This is a genomic window from Pseudoalteromonas sp. MMG006 (assembly GCF_018101025.1).
Lineage (GTDB): Bacteria > Pseudomonadota > Gammaproteobacteria > Enterobacterales > Alteromonadaceae > Pseudoalteromonas.
Genome location: NZ_JAGJEJ010000007.1, coordinates 127,698 through 144,682 on the forward strand (window position 1 = coordinate 127,698; position 16,985 = coordinate 144,682).

The window sequence follows — 16,985 nt, forward strand, 5'->3', positions numbered from 1 at the left end:
TAAACCAGCACATTTTACTGGGTTGTTTAACTTTAAACTTTACTCGTGCAAACACCCTAGTTCGAACTCGACTATAAATATAAAAAGCCCATCAGTGATGGGCTTAAAACAGTTTTGTTTACTTAAAAAGTAGCAGTAAGCGTAACCGCTGCCGTACGAGGCGCACCAATATAATAAGTACTCCCGTTGCCAGTACCGCCCGCTAAATAGCTTTCATCAGTAATGTTATATACCACAAAGGCAATATCTAGCGCTTTAAATGGCCCTGCATTTACATCAGCTGAGTAACCGGCATTTAAATCAACCACAGTGTAGCCATCAACATCTCCTCGCTCACCAGTGTATTTAGCCGATAGCCCAAAACGAAAATCGCCGCTGTAGTAGTCTGTAGAGAGCACAAACAAGTCATCAACTGAGTCTATTACTTTTTCACCTGCTTCAAACCCTGGTGCATCGCCTTTGTACTCTGAGTCATTATTCGTGTACGAGCTGTATACGCTCCACTGCGCGTTAAGCATATAACTTGCCGCTAGTTCTAAACCTTTTGATTCAATACCGCCTACATTTAAGTAAGAGCCATTTGTACCTATCGTGTAATCAATACCGCCGGTATCGCTACCCGGTGCTATAAAGGTTATGCGGTTATCAAATTCTATTGAGTACGCTGTTGCCGTGAGTTTTAGCGCGTCGTTTTGATAGCGTAAACCTAGGTCAATGTTTTCAGCGGTTTCTGGCTCAATGGCTGATAGATCAGAGCTGTCGCGCTCAAGTACACCGTCTTTTATGGCTGCAAAGTTTTCACTGTAACTGGCAAATAACTCGGTTGAATTATTTAATTGATACAAAATACCGCCACTAAATAACACGTCAGAGTCGCTATTAACTTTAGCTGTTGTGGCATTTTGGTAATGGTCGTACTTTTCAATATCAACAAGGTACTTTTTAACACCTAAGTTAAGCGTAAAATCGCCAAGCGCCATTGAATCTTGCGCGTACCATTTTAGCGTGTTGGTCTCAAACGTATTTTTATATTGCGTCCAGTACGGTGTGCTATCAAAATGGTGGTAAATGCTGGCATTAATCACTTTGTGCCAATCGCGTGATTCATCACGGTTGCTTTGCTCATACCAAAAACCGGCTTCTATATCGTGCATGCCAAAGGTAGCTTGGTAGTTAGCTGTTACACCTAAGCGGTCTTTTTTATAATGTGTATGACGGTACGACATAACAGGAGTTGCTGTATGATCGTAACACGCAGGGTTTAAACCAGGGCCCGACTCCCACGGCCAACTTAAACTTGCCGTACAGCCCTCATTTGGCGCAAGTGCATTGCCATCGCTATCTACAAAACCATACGAGAGCGCGTTAGTGCCGCCCTCGGTCATTGGGTTGCCGTTTTCATCTACGGGCGTTGTTAAATAAGGTGGGATCCAATCGCCTCGGCCCGAGTTATTATGATAATAAGGGCTCACTGTAATAAGCGATGTGGGCGAAAGCGCATATTCAAACTTTAAATACGCTAAGGTATTTTCACGAAGTGTACCCCAGCCTTCGGCAAACATTTGGTCGTAATGTGGTACGCCTGTCCAGTTCCATGTTAGCTGATCCCACTCAGGTGTTTGTTCAAATTGCTCAAGGCTAACACTGTTGTAGTTAGTCTCGCTTACATCATCGTAAGATAAACGCCCTGTAATGGTTAAATCTGTAAGCGTTGTTACAAATTTAAGCTCCGCATGTTGGTTGTCTTTACCCCCATTACTACCTGAGCCAATCCAGCGGCTGGTATCAGTTTGCGAGTAACTTACATACGCTTGAGTATTGTCAAAAATAGTACCGGTTTCGTGATTAAAATAGTAACGAGTTGCATCGTGGCTACCTGAGGTATAAGCAAAAGTGGTGCTTTTATCAAGGCTTGGCGCTTTACTTACAAAGTTAAATGTACCGCCTAGCGCTTCAAGCGAGGCCGATTTAATATCAGATGTACCTTGACCTACTTCTACGGTAGCGAGGTTTTCGGTTTCAAGGTAACGGTTAGCTTTAGCACCCCCGCCGTAGTTTGAGCCACCATTAGGAATACCATCAACGGTCATCCCTAATTGCTGCTGGTTTGAATCAATACTAAAACCGCGCATAGTAATGGTAGTTGACCAATCATCGCCACCAAATGCATCACCTTCATTTATGCTAATGCCTGGTAAATTATCGATTACTGATAACACACTCGACACCGTACTTTGCTGTTCAAGCATTGCAGGCTCAATCACATTATTTGCGTAACTCGTTGGTTTGGCAGTAACGATTATTTCTTCTATTTCGTTGTCGTTAGCATAAGCGGCTGATGATACAGCCATAGCAATTGCCATACTCAAAACTGATTTATTTGTTAAAGCGTACATTGTTGTCCCGTTTGGTTTTAATTATCAAAAGTAATTATGAAAGCGGGCACAGTATGGTTTTGAAATATGACAACAAAAATGAAGTTTATTGACAGAGATGTTAAAAAATTGTGGAAATTTTATGGCTTAATTATGTCGTGGAGATGTCAGCCTAGGACTTAAATCCTAGGCTGTATTATTCAAAACTAATCTATTTTAAATCAGTTTAGCGAGCATTTCGTCGTTATAAGCAACAAGCTCTTCGTTGTTTGCAACTTTGCTAATGTAATCTGGGTTAGCAATAAGCGGGCGACCAATGGCGATTAAATCAAACTTAGCATTGTTAATTGCCTCTTTTGCAGTTTCAAAGCTATAACTACCTACGCCAACTAATGTACCTTGGTACCCTGCTCTTAAAAATTCAGACGTTGTTTTGCCCTCTAAAGAATCAAAACGCGTGCTGTCGTCAAATATACCGCCGTGTAAATACGCTAGGTCTCTTTTTTCAAGCTCTGGTAATAGGTAATCAAATACGGCTTTATCGCGGCTATCTTCGCTCATATTAAAATAAGCGCCTGGAGTGAGTCTTAATGCAGTGCGCTCATTACCCACCGCCGCTATAACAGCATCCGTTACTTCTAGTGCAAAACGCGACATATTCTCAGGTGTTTTCCCATATTCATCTTCACGTACATTGGCTGCATAATGTAAAAATTGGTCAATTAAGTAACCATTTGCGCCGTGAATTTCTACGCCATCAAAACCTGCTTCCATTGCGTTTTCGGCCGCTTTGGCAAAATCTGCAACCAGCGATTTAATATCGTCAGTTGTTGCAGCTTTTGGTGTAATGTAAGTAAGCTCACGCATACGTGGTACTGAGCCTTCCACGCCAATTGCCGATGGTGCCAATACATCTCCATCAAAAAAGTGAGGATGCGCAACACGGCCAACATGCCAAAGCTGTGCAAACATTTTTCCGCCATTGGCGTGCACAGCGTCAGTTACTTTCTTCCAACCTTGAATTTGCTCACTAGTAAATAACCCCGGTGTGTTTGGGTAACCTTGCGCATCTGGGCGAATAATAGTGGCTTCGCTAATAATTAAACCTGTTTGTGCGCGGCGAGCATAATATTCAACCATATCTTGAGTAGGCACTAAATTATCATCGGCCATACAACGTGTTAAAGGCGCCATAAGCACACGGTTTTGAAGCTCAAGTGTGTCGTTTAGTTTAAACGGTGAAAGTAAATCTGTGGTCATTCTTTTCAATCCTTATTTAAAGTATGTGTATGAGATGAGGTCTTTTAAAATACATTCAAGGATAATTTTGAATGATCGCTCAAATTTATGAGAACTTATACTGCTCAATACTAAAATTAGATCTGCGAGGATGAAATTAAATAGTAACTTTTCAACACTCTGTCATATAACTCGATATACTTGTACGCTATACATTAATAATCGATAGCAACTAGAGTGAGCCAATCATGACGAGCGAAAATGCAACCGAACAACAAGCAGTAATTTTAGGCCTTGGGGCAAAAAAACGACTCGCGTTTATGTTCGAAACCGTGCAGCAATACAAGCAAGTATGGATTTTAAATGATGACGATGGCTGCGTTATGCTTACCAACGAAGACGACGATTGCGTACCTGTGTGGCCAACGCGCGAATTTGCCCAGGCATGGGCCACGGGTGAATGGGAAGGCTGTACGCCAAAAGCAATACCAACCGTAGATTGGTTTAGCCGCTGGACACCAGGCCTTGAAGAAGACGACTTACTTATCGCTGTATTCCCAACCGAGGAAGACGATGGCACTATTTTATTTCCTGACGAATTTGAAAAACAGCTAAAAGCACCAAAGAAAAAGTACTAAGTAACTAGGGCGTGTTGATGTTTGCGGATTGAAATTTGTTCAATCTAGGGGCGATTAAATCGCGGCGCTAGGTTTGTAACCTAGTGGGCTCGGTAACTGCTCCTGCGTTACCCTACTGGCTTACATCCATGTAAGAATAAGTAAAAACCGAGCAAAGCTTCCGCATCCTGCTCACGCCCCTTACCTACATCCATGTAGGCAACAAAGAGTTAATCGTCCCTAGAAAGAACCCTTTGGGCAGCGCATGTTTGGTATTTATGCTGCGTTATCGCCTATTAGTGTGGAATAACCACACTTCATAGGCTCTGCCTTGCCTAAAAACCAAACACACTGCTGCAAATTCAACCATCAAAGATCAACACGCCTTAGCATAACTTTAATTAGTTTATAAACGCGGCTTTAAAATAGCCGCGTTTGTTATATCTGCTTTTTAAAATTTAAATAAGCCATAGTCACAGCTTTGCCATTTTGTACTTGCGGGTAGTCTTACTTTTAAGGTTATTTTAAAATTTAAATGTGTAATCTACGTAAGCTCGATGATCAGCTCTATCTCCTTTAACACCATCAACATTTCCGGTTTCGTCGGTACTATAATCAACAAACATCCAGCGTAGACTTAAACCTTTTACTGTGGCCACTTTGTAACGGGTATCTATAGCCCAGTATTTTTCATCAGCGGTACCGCCTACTTTACCTAAAGACGAGTTTTCAGCATTGCTACCACTTGTATAGTAAAGTTTAGTTGTTAAACCTGGCGCAACAGCTTGTAAGTTAATACCTAAGCGGGCTTGCCAAGTTGCCTCATTTTGATTTGTTAAATCCGCTCCAATTAATGACCGTGTTGGAAATGGGTTAGTGCCGTGATCACCGTTAAAGCTATCCTCTATCCATGCATCACGCACTTTAGTAAACGCTGCGCCAACATCCCAAATATCTTTTTCCCAATTAGCATCAAGGTAGTAAGCTAAACCATCATTTTCACTTTTAGTTAGCCCTGTAATAGCGCCAGGTGCGTCTTCATCATCTAAATCCCCGCCCTCTGCACCAGTTACAAACAATTCACCGTTGTCTTTTGAAGTAAACACACCACTTGAAAATGTTAGTTTACTTTGTTCAAGCTCAAGTTCGTAACTAACTTTAAAGCCTAATTTACTTAAATAGTCGTGAGAGTTTAAATATTCAGCGTTAATTTTTAACCTATCTTTTTCATAAATTGCCCCTAGCCCCCAAATTACGCTTATAGCACCTTTATTTGATTGATCAGTAGAAAAGTCCTCCCACTTATCATCATGGCGGCGGCTCCATTTATCGTATGCATAACCAAATACTTTGGTATTACCTGTTTTGTAATCACCAAATACACCTCTAAACGAATTTGGAATAGCGCGGCTTCCAGAACTTTTTAGCAGCATACTTTTGGTTTTTTGTCCGCCTACTTTTATATGTCCTGCATTACCTAATTTAAAGTTAATAAAGTATTGCCCAAATTTAGAAAAGCTATCGTCAATGCCAACTTTTTCGCTGCCTGCGGGTAAAATATTATTTTGTGCACTGCCAGTAGAGTTATAATTTAGTACTGTGTAAGTAGATGCGCCTACACTAATCAAACCTTTAACATAGCCTGATTTGTAATTGATCTCTATTCCTTGTGCAAAGGTTGAATCGTCACTGGTGTTATTCTCGTAATCACGATCAAAATAAATTGCTCTAAGCTTGATATTAAGTTCATCCTGCTTTGTAAGAACATCAATATCTGCATACGCGGGAATAGCAATACATGTTAGCCATGCACTCATTGCTGCTGATAATTTAACGTTCTGTTTAGCCATAACTTATCCCGCTTATTTATTTAAACTACGATTTTTTAGTGCACTTAGGCGTGTAAATCTTTACCTATTAAGCTAAAACTATAGTTTACTTTTTAAGGAAGTTAGGGACTGTTAGTCTAAACTTTTATAAATTACGCATATAACCGTAACTTCAACCTAAATTGTTAGCGCCTGATCCTGTTAGGTAATCTGTATGTCGCTGTAACTGCCTACTTATAGCAAAGGTCTCGGTAAACCCCTTAACATTGAAAAAAGATTAATTTTTAGCTAATAAGCCGCCAAGCTACTCTTAAATATATAAATTTTTAATTAAGAACAAAGTTGTATCCTCTCTATAAAGTGCTATATTTATTACAGTATTAAAATAGAAACACGCCTACTACTACCCATACAAAAGGATTGATTAATGACGCAAGCACGCCTGGTTAATAAGGGGTTATTAATCTCACTGCTTACGCATATAATTATATTAGCTGCAGGAAGTGTACTGACTTATTTTGCTCATATTAAACATCAAGAATTCATTGATAATAAAATTAATAATGCGCTCAACAACCGCCTTACCTCGCTCTCTAAAGGTATAGTAGGCAGGCTCGATTTATATCAGTATGGGCTATATGGACTAAAAGGATTTGTTCACGGCATAGGCATTAACAACTTAAGCTATCAAGCCATTTATAACTATTCTGCCAGTCAAAATTACGCTAAAGAATTTCCGGGTGCTAATGGCATTGGCTTTATAAAAAAAGTAAACGCTGGGCAGTTAGATAAATTTTTGAATAGTGCAAAAAACGATAGGCCCGATCAAACTTTTAATTTAAATACACTCGCAGCCCCCACAGACGAACACTTTATAATTCAATATATTTTTCCTGAACCAAAAAACTTAAAAGCTATTGGGTTAGATATCGGCTCAGAGACTATGCGAAGGCAAGCGGCTCTCAATGCCGCCATTAACAATAAAACACAATTAACGGCCCCACTTACTTTGGTGCAAGCAAATAAACTCTCGCATCAGGGCTTTCTAATATTAGTACCCATATACAAAAACCTTATTATTGCTGATGATAAAAGCCAGCGTTTTAATGAGCTTTTAGGCTGGGCCTATTCACCTTTATTAATTGATAAGATCCTAAATTCACTTTCTAATATTGATGAAAACCAGTTAAAAATAAGTGATATAACTAAAAATTCAGACACCGATTTTTTTAGCTATGGCGTTAAGAGCAACACTAACGATTACCAATTAACTAAAATAATACATTTAATGGGAAGAACGTGGAAAATTACCATAAATGCCTCTGATGCTTTTATTAAAAATCTGCATTTGCAGGGGCAGTATCAAGCGGCTGTGAATGGCATTTTTGCTACAGTCATTTTTATGTTTTTAGCTTTTTTAGTACAACTATTTGTTTTTAGAAGAAGCCAAAGAATTAAAAGAAAAGCGCTTCAAGCCAAACAAAATAAACTAGCGTTACAACAAGCAAACCTAAAACTAGAAAGCGAAGTTAAACAGCGCACGCAAGAAATAGCCGATATGAGCATGTTACAGCGCAGTATTGTAAACAGTGCTAGTTACTCAATTATTGCAACTGACTTACAAGGGGTTGTGACTTTATTTAACCCTGCTGCTGAGAAATTATTAGGTTATAAAGCCGATGATATTATAGGAAACCAAAGCCCAATTACTTTTCATTTAAAAGAAGAGTTAATTAACAAAGCCTCATCACTTACTAAAGAATTAAATATGCCTGTTACTGCAGATATGGACGTACTAACCATTAAAGCAACAGCCACTACACCAGATATTAATCAATGGACTTACGTCACTCAAAATGGGCAACATATTCAAGTCAATTTAAGCGTAACCTCTTTATTAAATAACGAAGGAGATACGGTTGGCTACTTAGGCATTGCGTATGATTTAACTGAGCAAATAAACCACGAGCAAGCGCTTGGTCACGCTAAAGAACTTGCTGAACAAGCGTCGCAAGCTAAATCTGAATTTTTAGCAAATATGAGCCACGAAATACGTACCCCAATGAACGGCATACTTGGTACTTTGCAGTTATTACAAGAACAGCCACTTAATGAAAAATCGAAAGAATATTTAAAAAAGTCATTGTATTCAACCCGAGCGCTCACAACCATTATTAACGATATTCTTGATTTTTCTAAAATTGAGGCCGGCAAACTATCACTTGAACATAAACCCTTTGACTTATTTGAGCTTATTCATCATTTAGAGTCTGATTTAGCAGTGCAAACCCATGATAAAAATATATACCTTAAATTTGAAATTAATATTAAGCATAAGTTCTGGATTGGTGATCCTGTTAGATTAAGGCAAATATTTTTAAACTTAATATCTAACGCTATTAAGTTTACTTCTGACGGCGGTGTTACGGTAAGATTTAGCCTAACAGATGAAAAAAAAATCTGTTGTAGAGTGTCAGATACCGGCATTGGTATATCAGAGCAAGCTATAGAGCGGTTATTTAAGCGCTTTGAACAGGCAGAAACATCAACCACCCGTGAATTTGGTGGTACTGGCCTTGGTTTACCTATTACAAAATCGTTAATTAATTTAATGCATGGCGAAATAAAAGTATTAAGTCAATTAGGTGCGGGTAGTCAGTTTTACGTCTACCTACCTTTAGAGCAAGCTGAAGTAGAAGAAAGTGAATTAAAAACAAGCAGTGCAGAATTTCCTGACTTATCAGAAAAAATTATTTTATTAGCCGAAGATAATAAAATAAACCAATTAGTAGCCTCAGCCATGCTTGAACCTACTAAAGCAACAATTGTAATAGCCAATAATGGCCTGGAAGCTATTGCCCTTTACAAGCTGCATAAGCCCGATATTATATTTATGGATATTCAAATGCCAAAAATGGATGGTCTTGAAGCGTGTAAACAAATTAAAGTACTTGATAGTGAGCAAGTTGTTATTGCATTAACTGCGAATGTATTTACCGAGCAAAAAGAAATATACAAACAATTATTTGATGGCTATGTATCTAAGCCAATAGAAAAAAATGAGCTTATTGAAATGCTGTATAACCTTACATCTTAATATTAGGAATTAAAAAACCCGCATGCTTATATCGAGCGATATAAGCATGCGGGTTCTAAGAATGATGGTGGAGGAAGAGGGATTCGAACCCTCGTTAGGGATTAACCTAAACACACTTTCCAGGCGTGCGCCTTCAGCCACTCAGCCATTCCTCCACGGTGTTGCACTGCAACAGCGCGTTATAGTATGAAATAGGTTACACAGGTGCAAGGCATTTTTAAGTTTGCACCGTTAAATGCCTATTTATCAACCAGCAATCTATAAAAGACATAAAAAAACGGCTAAACCAATCGGCTTAACCGTTTTTATAATTGGATTAATTACTTAGCCATGTTTGCTGTAAAATCCAACATGCGGTTAAGTGACTTAAGCGCGCCTTCACGTAAGTCCATATCTACAAATATTTCCTTACCTTTAGCGTCGATTAAAGCTTCTTCAATCGCTTTTAAGCCATTCATTGCCATCCAAGGACAATGAGCACAACTTTTACAAGAAGCGCCCTCACCGGCTGTCGGAGCTGCAAAAAACTCTTTCTCTGGGCATAACTGCTGCATTTTATAAAATATGCCACGATCAGTGGCTACAATAAACTTTTTGTTGTCCATTGTTTGTGCAGCTTTAATTAATTGGCTTGTAGAACCTACGGCATCAGCCAGCGCTACAATTTCTGCCGGCGATTCTGGGTGAACCAACACACCCGCGTCTGGGTGTAGTGCTTTCATGTCTTTAAGTGCTTTTGTTTTAAACTCGTCATGTACGATACATGCGCCGTTCCACATTAGCATATCGGCACCGGTATTTTTTTGAATATAGCTACCAAGGTGCTTATCTGGGCCCCAAATAATTTTTTCGCCTTGCTCGTCAAGGTGCTCTACTATCTCAAGTGCACATGATGAGGTTACAATCCAATCTGCACGCGCTTTAACAGCCGTTGAAGTATTTGCATACACAACGACTTTACGATCAGGGTGCTCGTCACAAAACGCTGAAAACTCGTCTATTGGGCAACCAATATCTAACGAACACGTTGCTTCAAGCGTTGGCATAACAACGGTTTTATTTGGCGTTAAAATCTTCGCTGTTTCGCCCATAAACTTTACGCCCGCTACGATGATCATATCGGCATCGTGACGTGCACCAAAACGCGCCATTTCCAGCGAGTCGGCAACGCAACCGCCGGTCTCTTCAGCAAGTGCTTGGATTTCTGGATCAGTATAATAATGCGCTACAAGTACTGCATTTTTATCTTTCAGTAATTGTTTAATACGCGCTTTATATTCGCCTTGTTCGTCTTGTGTTAACGGTGCTGGCTTAGGAGGGAAAATATAACCTTCAGGCATAATAGTTTGAGCTAGACTCATGTTCTCGACCACTTATCTACAGTGCATTAATTACGGCGAATTATACGAGAATATAAACATAAATAACAGCAAACTAGCGGTGCTGTTTATAAAAAATAACATGGGAATTTAAAAAAGAATATAAAGAAAAGTATTAGAGAGTGGTGGGTCATGATGGATTCGAACCATCGACCAATTGATTAAAAGTCAACTGCTCTACCAACTGAGCTAATGACCCGCTCTAATATAAATTTGCTTTGAAAAAAGCCACGTAAATCCGTCGATGAAAACTACTCATAGAATGGTGGGTTATGATGGATTCGAACCATCGACCAATTGATTAAAAGTCAACTGCTCTACCAACTGAGCTAATAACCCGCTCTATGCACTTATTCAATTTAGAATGAAGCTTACGTAAATCCGTCGATTGAGCCACGCTGTATTCATTAGAATAAAGAATGGTGGGTTATGATGGATTCGAACCATCGACCAATTGATTAAAAGTCAACTGCTCTACCAACTGAGCTAATAACCCGCTCTTTTGCTGCGTTAACCGCAACTTACTTTTTTGTGTAAATCCACCGATTGGACCAACTTAATTCTAAAGAAATAAGATGGTGGGTTATGATGGATTCGAACCATCGACCAATTGATTAAAAGTCAACTGCTCTACCAACTGAGCTAATAACCCGCTCCAATTGCTTACTTATTTCTAAGTTAAAGCGTGCGTAAATCCGCCGATTGAGCCACTCTGTATCCATCAGAATAAGGAATGGTGGGTTATGATGGATTCGAACCATCGACCAATTGATTAAAAGTCAACTGCTCTACCAACTGAGCTAATAACCCGCTCTATGCACTTATTCAATTTAGAATGAAGCTTACGTAAATCCGCCGATTGAGCCAAACTGTATTCATCAGAATAAAGAATGGTGGGTTATGATGGATTCGAACCATCGACCAATTGATTAAAAGTCAACTGCTCTACCAACTGAGCTAATAACCCGCTCTATGCACTTATTCTATAAAGAATGAAGCTACGTAAATCCGCCGATTGAAACCATGCTTTATTCAAAAAGAATAAAAAATGGTGGGTCATGATGGATTCGAACCATCGACCAATTGATTAAAAGTCAACTGCTCTACCAACTGAGCTAATGACCCGCTCTGACGCTGCATTTATAGCAACTTGGTACTGTACGTAAATCCGCCGATAAAAGACCATTTTAAAAATGGTGGGTTATGATGGATTCGAACCATCGACCAATTGATTAAAAGTCAACTGCTCTACCAACTGAGCTAATAACCCGCTCTTTTTGCCGCATTTCGAGTGGGGTAACCATTCGTTTGCTGCGGGCGCTTATAATACTTATTTATAAAATGAGTGCAACCGAAATTGTCTCTTTTTTTAAGTTTTTATGTCTAGATGCACAAAATTAAAGCGTTTGTGCTCAAACTACATGCAAATACAAGATTCACCGAGAGTTTCCATGTAGTTTGCTGGCCTAAATAAGCAATTTAATTGCTGGTGAACTTTAGTTACCTAAACGGTCAGTTGCTAGCTTTGCAGCGGTTGTACTTGGGTACTGATTGATAAGATCACCCAGTATTTTTTGTGCCTCAGCCGTTAACCCTTGATCTTGTAAAAGTGAGCCTAATTTTAACATTGCATCTGGGCGTTTATTTGAATTTGGAAATTCATTTACTACCACTTTAAAATGCTCGCTTGCTTTTACACCTTCATTTTTAATTGTTAGTAATTGGCCTAACCAGTAATGCGCGTTAGACGCATAAACCGAATTTGGGTAGGTCGTTAAAAACGTTTGAAATTCAGGGATCGCTTGATCATAGCGCTTATCTTTCATTATTAACGCAACAGCACGCTCGTAAGCTTCGTTTTCAGATAAATCGTTACTGTAGGTCTGTGCATCGCTTGGCTGCGTGTAGTCGGTTGTAGGCGCCGCAGTGGGCTGTGTATAAGCTTGGCTTACACGGTTTTCAATTTCTTGATACAACTCACGCTGACGCTGCAGTACTTTTTCAAGTTTATAGCTTTGTTCTTCCGTTACACCACGAATTTGACTTACTTCGTCTTGTAATAAATTGAGCTGTTGTTGTAACTCTAACTGTAATAAGTTGCGCGACTGCATCATGTTTTCAAGCGACGCTAAGCGTTTCTCAATACTCGATTGTGAACTTGCAGCTTCTGAAACAGGAGCGGGAGCAGCCATTAACTGGGTGCTCCCGCTCAATATCATGGCTGCCAAAATAATTTTCGGCTTCATAATATCTCTTATCTTAGTAAACTAGTACCGCACGGCGGTTTTTAGCGAAAGCTGATTCAGTGCGAGACTTAACCATTGGCTTCTCTTCACCGTAGCTTACTACTGACATTTGGCTAGCTGAAACACCTAAGCTTTGTAGGTACTTTTCAACTGCTTGGCCACGGTGCTCACCTAGTGCAATGTTGTACTCAGGTGTACCGCGCTCATCAGCGTGACCTTCGATTAATACTTTAACTGAAGGGTTTTGAACTAAAAACTCAGCGTGTGCGCGAAGTAACTCTGCGTACTTGCTCTCAACAGTGGCTTTATCAAAATCGAAGTAGATTACTTGCTCTTGACGTAGTGCTTCGTATTTTTGACGAAGTTGCTCTTCTGCTTGTTGCTCAGGAGAGATTGTAGCTACTTCAACAGTATCATTGTTTGTTGATTGCTCAACAACACCTTGATTTGATTGATTTGCAGCGCCTTCGTCAATATCTGACGATGAGCTACAAGCTGCTAGTGTCATTACTGGCACAGCAATTAGCAGGCCTTTAAGTATTTTGTTAAGTTGCATTGAGTAGATTCCTATTTTGAGTAAACCAGTAATATTACTGTAAATATGGCGACCAAGCTGGCGCCTTTACTTGTCCGTCTAGCACAGGTAAACGTGCTTTAAAGCGACCGTCCATCGATACCAGCGCAAGTACCTGTTTATTATTATGAAGCGTGCTGTAAATAATCATCGAACCGTTTGGCGCTATGCTCGGTGATTCATCTAGGCGAGTTCGCGTTAATACTTGAAACGCGCCTGTAGCCAGCTCTTTCTTAGCAAGATGATACTGCCCGTTGGTACGGTTAACCATCACTAATTCTTTACCGTCCGGTGTTATAGAACCCGCAAGGTTCATGTCACCGTCAAAGGTCAATCTATTTGACCTACCAGTTTTTAAATTTAACTTATAAATCTGGGCATTACCACCCCTTTCAGATGTAAACACAATATCTTGGCCATTTGGGTACCAAGATGGTTCAGTATCTATACTACGATGACGTGTAAGGCGTGTTTCTTTACGCGTAGCCAAGTCAAGCAAATAAACTTCGGTTGCACCTGTTTTATCTTTAGAAAGTACTAATAATAATTTTTTACCATCTGGCGAAAACTGCGGCGCACCATTAATACCACGGTAACTTGCAATAATTTCGCGCTTACCTGTGTATATATCTTGAATATAAATTTGGCTCTGGCGGTTTTCAAACGTTACATACGCTAACTTAGTACCATCTGGTGACCAAGCTGGCGACATCAATGGCTCTTTTGAACGCAGTAATACTTGCTCGTTAAATCCGTCGTAATCAGCAACCACTAGCTGATAAGGCTTAGGGTCTTCATCACGTACTATTACATAAGCAATTTTAGTTAAAAACGCACCTTTCTCGCCAGTTAGCTTTTCGTAAATCACGTCACTTATACGGTGCGAATATCGACGAAAACCGTTTTCACCAATCACACTCTCACGCGCTTCTAATACGTGATCTTGGCTTTTAATTAATTTACCGTTACTCATCATTTGTGTATTACCGCCAGTAATTTGGCCGCGTATTACATCTACTAATTCATAACGTACTAAGTAACGCCCATCAGTTTGCTGCTCTACTTCACCGACTAATATAGCCTCTACACCTTTATTAACCCACGAAGCGTAATCAATCTCGCCATCTTTATTAGGTTGTTGAGGCATTTGCGCTACATCTATTGGCTTAAATTTACCACTGCGCATTAAATCGGCAGCAATAACATTGCTTAATTTTTCAGGGATTTGGCCAATGCCTTGGTATTTAAAAGGCACAATCGCAATGGGTCTTGCGCCATCCACACCTTCTGTTATTACAATTTCAAGCGCGGCATTAGCAACACCTACAAACCCAAACAGTAAAACTAAGCAGGCTATTTTTATTTTGTTGAACATATCATTCCTTTAAAATTCTGGCTTGATTGTTAAATTAATATTCTTAAGTTGTTCGAATACGTCTTTATCTTTAGATACCGGTAACGTGTCGGCCATGCGCACAGCTCTTAACGCAGCTTCACATACTAACTTATCACCACCTAACGATTTAACTTGCGTTACTAAACCATTAAAGCCTAAACGAATATTTACTCGGCACTGTTGGTTTTTCATTTTTTCATCAATAAGTAAGTTTTGCTGTATACGCGCCATGATTAAAGCACGATATTTATCAACTTCACTCACTACTTGCTGCTGACGTATTTTACTACGGGCCGCCTGCTCTTTGGCAAGTTGCTCTTGTAACATTTGCTCTTGCAATGCTTGCTGACGCTTGCGCTCTGCTTCTTTAGCACGTTCTTTTGCTTCGGCTTCACGTTTTTTACGCTCTGCTTCTGCTTTTTTTAGTGCTTCTTCTTCAGCTTTGCGTTTATCGGCTGCAGCTTTAGCGGCAGTTTCAGCCTCTTGCTTTTGCTTTTCAGCTTGTTTAGCTTTAGCACGCTCTTTTTGCTCAATTGCACGAGCTTTTTTAGCTTCAGCCTCAGCTTGGGCTTTTTCTTTCTCTTTCGCCTTACGCTGTTGCTCTAACTTTTTAATATTACGCGCTTCGGTTTCACGTTGCTTTCGTGCATTAGCCGCTCGACGTTCTAAATCGCGAATACGTTTATCTTCTGCACGTTTTTTAGCATCTTCTTTCTTTTGTAGTTCAGCAATTTTTTGCTCAACTTGCTTTTGATCAACCGTTACTGCCGATACTGCTTTTTCAGGCGTTGGAATAGCCGAATTAAGTGTAACCTCCATTACTTTTGGCGCAGGTGGATGAATGTTTGCAGTTGCCCACAAAAAACCACCTAACCCCAAATGTAAAAGTACTGACTTGATTATAGAACTATTCATGTTACTACTGTGTCCCCTCAAAGGATTCCGTCATTAAACCCACAGATGGTACGCCAGCATTCTTTAAAAAGTCCATTAATAACAATACTTCTTGGTACGATACCTTACCTGAGCCTTTAATCATTACCGGCACATCAGGATTTTTCATTAGTTGTAACTTAATAACGGCAGCTACATCTAACGCTTCCATTGGCTCTTCAGGATCAGTGCCTATACTCACATAGTACTTACCCGCAGAATCAATTGACGCAATAATTGGTGGCGTGTCTTTAGTATCGACTAAATCCGACTCTTCCATTTTTGGTAAATCTACTTTCACACCATGCGTGATAAGCGGTGCTGTAGCCATAAATATTATTAGCAATACCAACATTACATCAATGTAAGGTACTACATTAATTTCTGCGACCGGACGACGCTTTTTACGCTGATACATTCGCTTGAGCCTCTATTTGGGTAGCTGCTTGACGGTGTAAAATATTTGCAAACTCTTCCATAAAGTTAATGTAATGAGATTCTAGTTTTTCAACTTTATTAGAAAAGCGGTTATAAGCAATAACAGCTGGAATAGCCGCAAATAAGCCCATTGCAGTTGCAATCAATGCTTCAGCAATACCTGGGGCTACCATTTGTAATGTTGCTTGTTTAACTTCGCCTAGTGCAATAAAGGCATTCATAATACCCCACACCGTACCAAACAAGCCGATGTATGGACTAATAGAACCAACCGTTGCTAAAAACGATAAACTTGATTCTATTTTTTCAATCTCGCGAGAAAGTGCAACGCGCATTGAGCGGTGCGTGCCTTCCATAACAATGCCTGCGCTTTGAAATGTATTCTTTTTATGGCGTGCAAACTCTTTAAAGCCTGCTGTAAATAGCGCTTCAATACCATGAGATTGACCACTACGCGACGAAATTTCGTTGTACAGTTTGCTTAGGTCAATACCTGACCAAAATTTTTGTTCAAACTTTTTAGCATTAGCCAACGCATCTGATATCGCTTTTTTGCGCTGAAAAATAATCGCCCACGACATAACCGACATGGCAACTAGCCCTAACATCACTAACTGAACAAGCAAACTGGCTTCTAGAATTAGATCTAAAAAATTAAGCCCTGATCCCACGTTAAACTCCTAAATAATTTCAAAATACGGCAAATTGGTTCATTTGTGTAAATACGACCGTCTACGCGGTCAAAAGTTGCATCTAGTGTATCTAGTCCATTTCAAGCTGACAACGATATTGCTATGAATAAGCAACAAAAAACGTTAAAAATCATCTTTATTATGCTTTTGTATCTTTATTAGGTTTTTAT

At 39.7% G+C, this 16,985-nt stretch carries 12 protein-coding genes and 9 tRNA genes; 2 read left to right on the plus strand and 19 right to left on the minus strand.

What is annotated here, in order from left to right; all coding sequences use genetic code 11:
- Nucleotides 1-122: 122 nt before the first annotated feature.
- Entirely contained in the window at nucleotides 123-2,396 is a 2,274-nt protein-coding gene (locus J8L73_RS09385; RefSeq protein WP_211016516.1) for a TonB-dependent receptor, read from the minus strand.
- A gap of 195 nt (nucleotides 2,397-2,591) precedes the next feature.
- Complete coding sequence (locus tag J8L73_RS09390) at nucleotides 2,592-3,635, minus strand: alkene reductase (RefSeq protein ID WP_211016517.1); 1,044 nt, start codon at nucleotides 3,633-3,635, stop codon at nucleotides 2,592-2,594.
- A gap of 227 nt (nucleotides 3,636-3,862) precedes the next feature.
- On the opposite strand from J8L73_RS09390, the gene J8L73_RS09395 reads away from it, so the two are divergent.
- Nucleotides 3,863-4,252 (plus strand): DUF2750 domain-containing protein, encoded by a 390-nt coding sequence (locus tag J8L73_RS09395; RefSeq protein ID WP_058549662.1) that lies wholly within the window; start codon nucleotides 3,863-3,865, stop codon nucleotides 4,250-4,252.
- A gap of 503 nt (nucleotides 4,253-4,755) precedes the next feature.
- Here J8L73_RS09395 and J8L73_RS09400 read toward each other — a convergent pair.
- Nucleotides 4,756-6,081: an OprD family outer membrane porin gene (locus J8L73_RS09400; protein WP_211016519.1), complete on the minus strand. Its 1,326-nt coding sequence runs from the start codon at nucleotides 6,079-6,081 to the stop codon at nucleotides 4,756-4,758.
- A gap of 406 nt (nucleotides 6,082-6,487) precedes the next feature.
- On the opposite strand from J8L73_RS09400, the gene J8L73_RS09405 reads away from it, so the two are divergent.
- On the plus strand, nucleotides 6,488-9,157 hold the full coding sequence (locus J8L73_RS09405) for a CHASE domain-containing protein (RefSeq protein WP_211016534.1): 2,670 nt from the start codon (nucleotides 6,488-6,490) through the stop codon (nucleotides 9,155-9,157).
- Nucleotides 9,158-9,222: 65 nt separating this feature from the next.
- On the opposite strand, the gene J8L73_RS09410 is transcribed toward J8L73_RS09405, so the two are convergent.
- The 16 genes from J8L73_RS09410 to tolQ form a co-directional block, all read right to left on the minus strand.
- Nucleotides 9,223-9,312 (minus strand) — tRNA-Ser (locus tag J8L73_RS09410).
- 165 nt (nucleotides 9,313-9,477) lie between these two features.
- Nucleotides 9,478-10,518, minus strand: coding sequence for a quinolinate synthase NadA (nadA, locus tag J8L73_RS09415; protein WP_104642874.1), 1,041 nt, complete (start codon nucleotides 10,516-10,518; stop codon nucleotides 9,478-9,480).
- A gap of 141 nt (nucleotides 10,519-10,659) precedes the next feature.
- A tRNA-Lys gene (locus tag J8L73_RS09420) sits at nucleotides 10,660-10,735 on the minus strand.
- Between the two features lie 64 nt (nucleotides 10,736-10,799).
- Nucleotides 10,800-10,875, minus strand: a tRNA-Lys gene (locus J8L73_RS09425).
- A gap of 81 nt (nucleotides 10,876-10,956) precedes the next feature.
- Nucleotides 10,957-11,032: transfer RNA gene (locus J8L73_RS09430), tRNA-Lys, on the minus strand.
- 80 nt (nucleotides 11,033-11,112) lie between these two features.
- Nucleotides 11,113-11,188, minus strand: a tRNA-Lys gene (locus J8L73_RS09435).
- An 82-nt stretch (nucleotides 11,189-11,270) separates the two neighbouring features.
- Nucleotides 11,271-11,346: transfer RNA gene (locus J8L73_RS09440), tRNA-Lys, on the minus strand.
- A gap of 81 nt (nucleotides 11,347-11,427) precedes the next feature.
- Nucleotides 11,428-11,503, minus strand: a tRNA-Lys gene (locus J8L73_RS09445).
- Between the two features lie 82 nt (nucleotides 11,504-11,585).
- A tRNA-Lys gene (locus tag J8L73_RS09450) sits at nucleotides 11,586-11,661 on the minus strand.
- Nucleotides 11,662-11,730: 69 nt separating this feature from the next.
- Nucleotides 11,731-11,806 (minus strand) — tRNA-Lys (locus J8L73_RS09455).
- Between the two features lie 226 nt (nucleotides 11,807-12,032).
- Nucleotides 12,033-12,782 (minus strand): tol-pal system protein YbgF, encoded by a 750-nt coding sequence (gene ybgF / locus J8L73_RS09460; RefSeq protein WP_138681694.1) that lies wholly within the window; start codon nucleotides 12,780-12,782, stop codon nucleotides 12,033-12,035.
- A gap of 13 nt (nucleotides 12,783-12,795) precedes the next feature.
- Nucleotides 12,796-13,338 (minus strand): peptidoglycan-associated lipoprotein Pal, encoded by a 543-nt coding sequence (gene pal, locus J8L73_RS09465; protein WP_211000462.1) that lies wholly within the window; start codon nucleotides 13,336-13,338, stop codon nucleotides 12,796-12,798.
- A gap of 34 nt (nucleotides 13,339-13,372) precedes the next feature.
- Complete coding sequence (tolB, locus tag J8L73_RS09470; RefSeq protein ID WP_211000461.1) at nucleotides 13,373-14,731, minus strand: Tol-Pal system beta propeller repeat protein TolB; 1,359 nt, start codon at nucleotides 14,729-14,731, stop codon at nucleotides 13,373-13,375.
- 9 nt (nucleotides 14,732-14,740) lie between these two features.
- Nucleotides 14,741-15,667, minus strand: a complete 927-nt coding sequence (gene tolA, locus J8L73_RS09475) for a cell envelope integrity protein TolA (RefSeq protein WP_211016536.1) — start codon at nucleotides 15,665-15,667, stop codon at nucleotides 14,741-14,743.
- Nucleotides 15,668-15,671: 4 nt separating this feature from the next.
- Nucleotides 15,672-16,103 (minus strand): protein TolR, encoded by a 432-nt coding sequence (gene tolR, locus J8L73_RS09480; protein WP_004587274.1) that lies wholly within the window; start codon nucleotides 16,101-16,103, stop codon nucleotides 15,672-15,674.
- A complete protein-coding gene (gene tolQ / locus J8L73_RS09485) occupies nucleotides 16,090-16,794 on the minus strand; it encodes a protein TolQ (protein ID WP_058549653.1) in 705 nt (234 codons plus the stop codon). Before tolQ ends, tolR begins: the two co-directional genes overlap by 14 nt.
- Nucleotides 16,795-16,985: the final 191 nt, after the last annotated feature.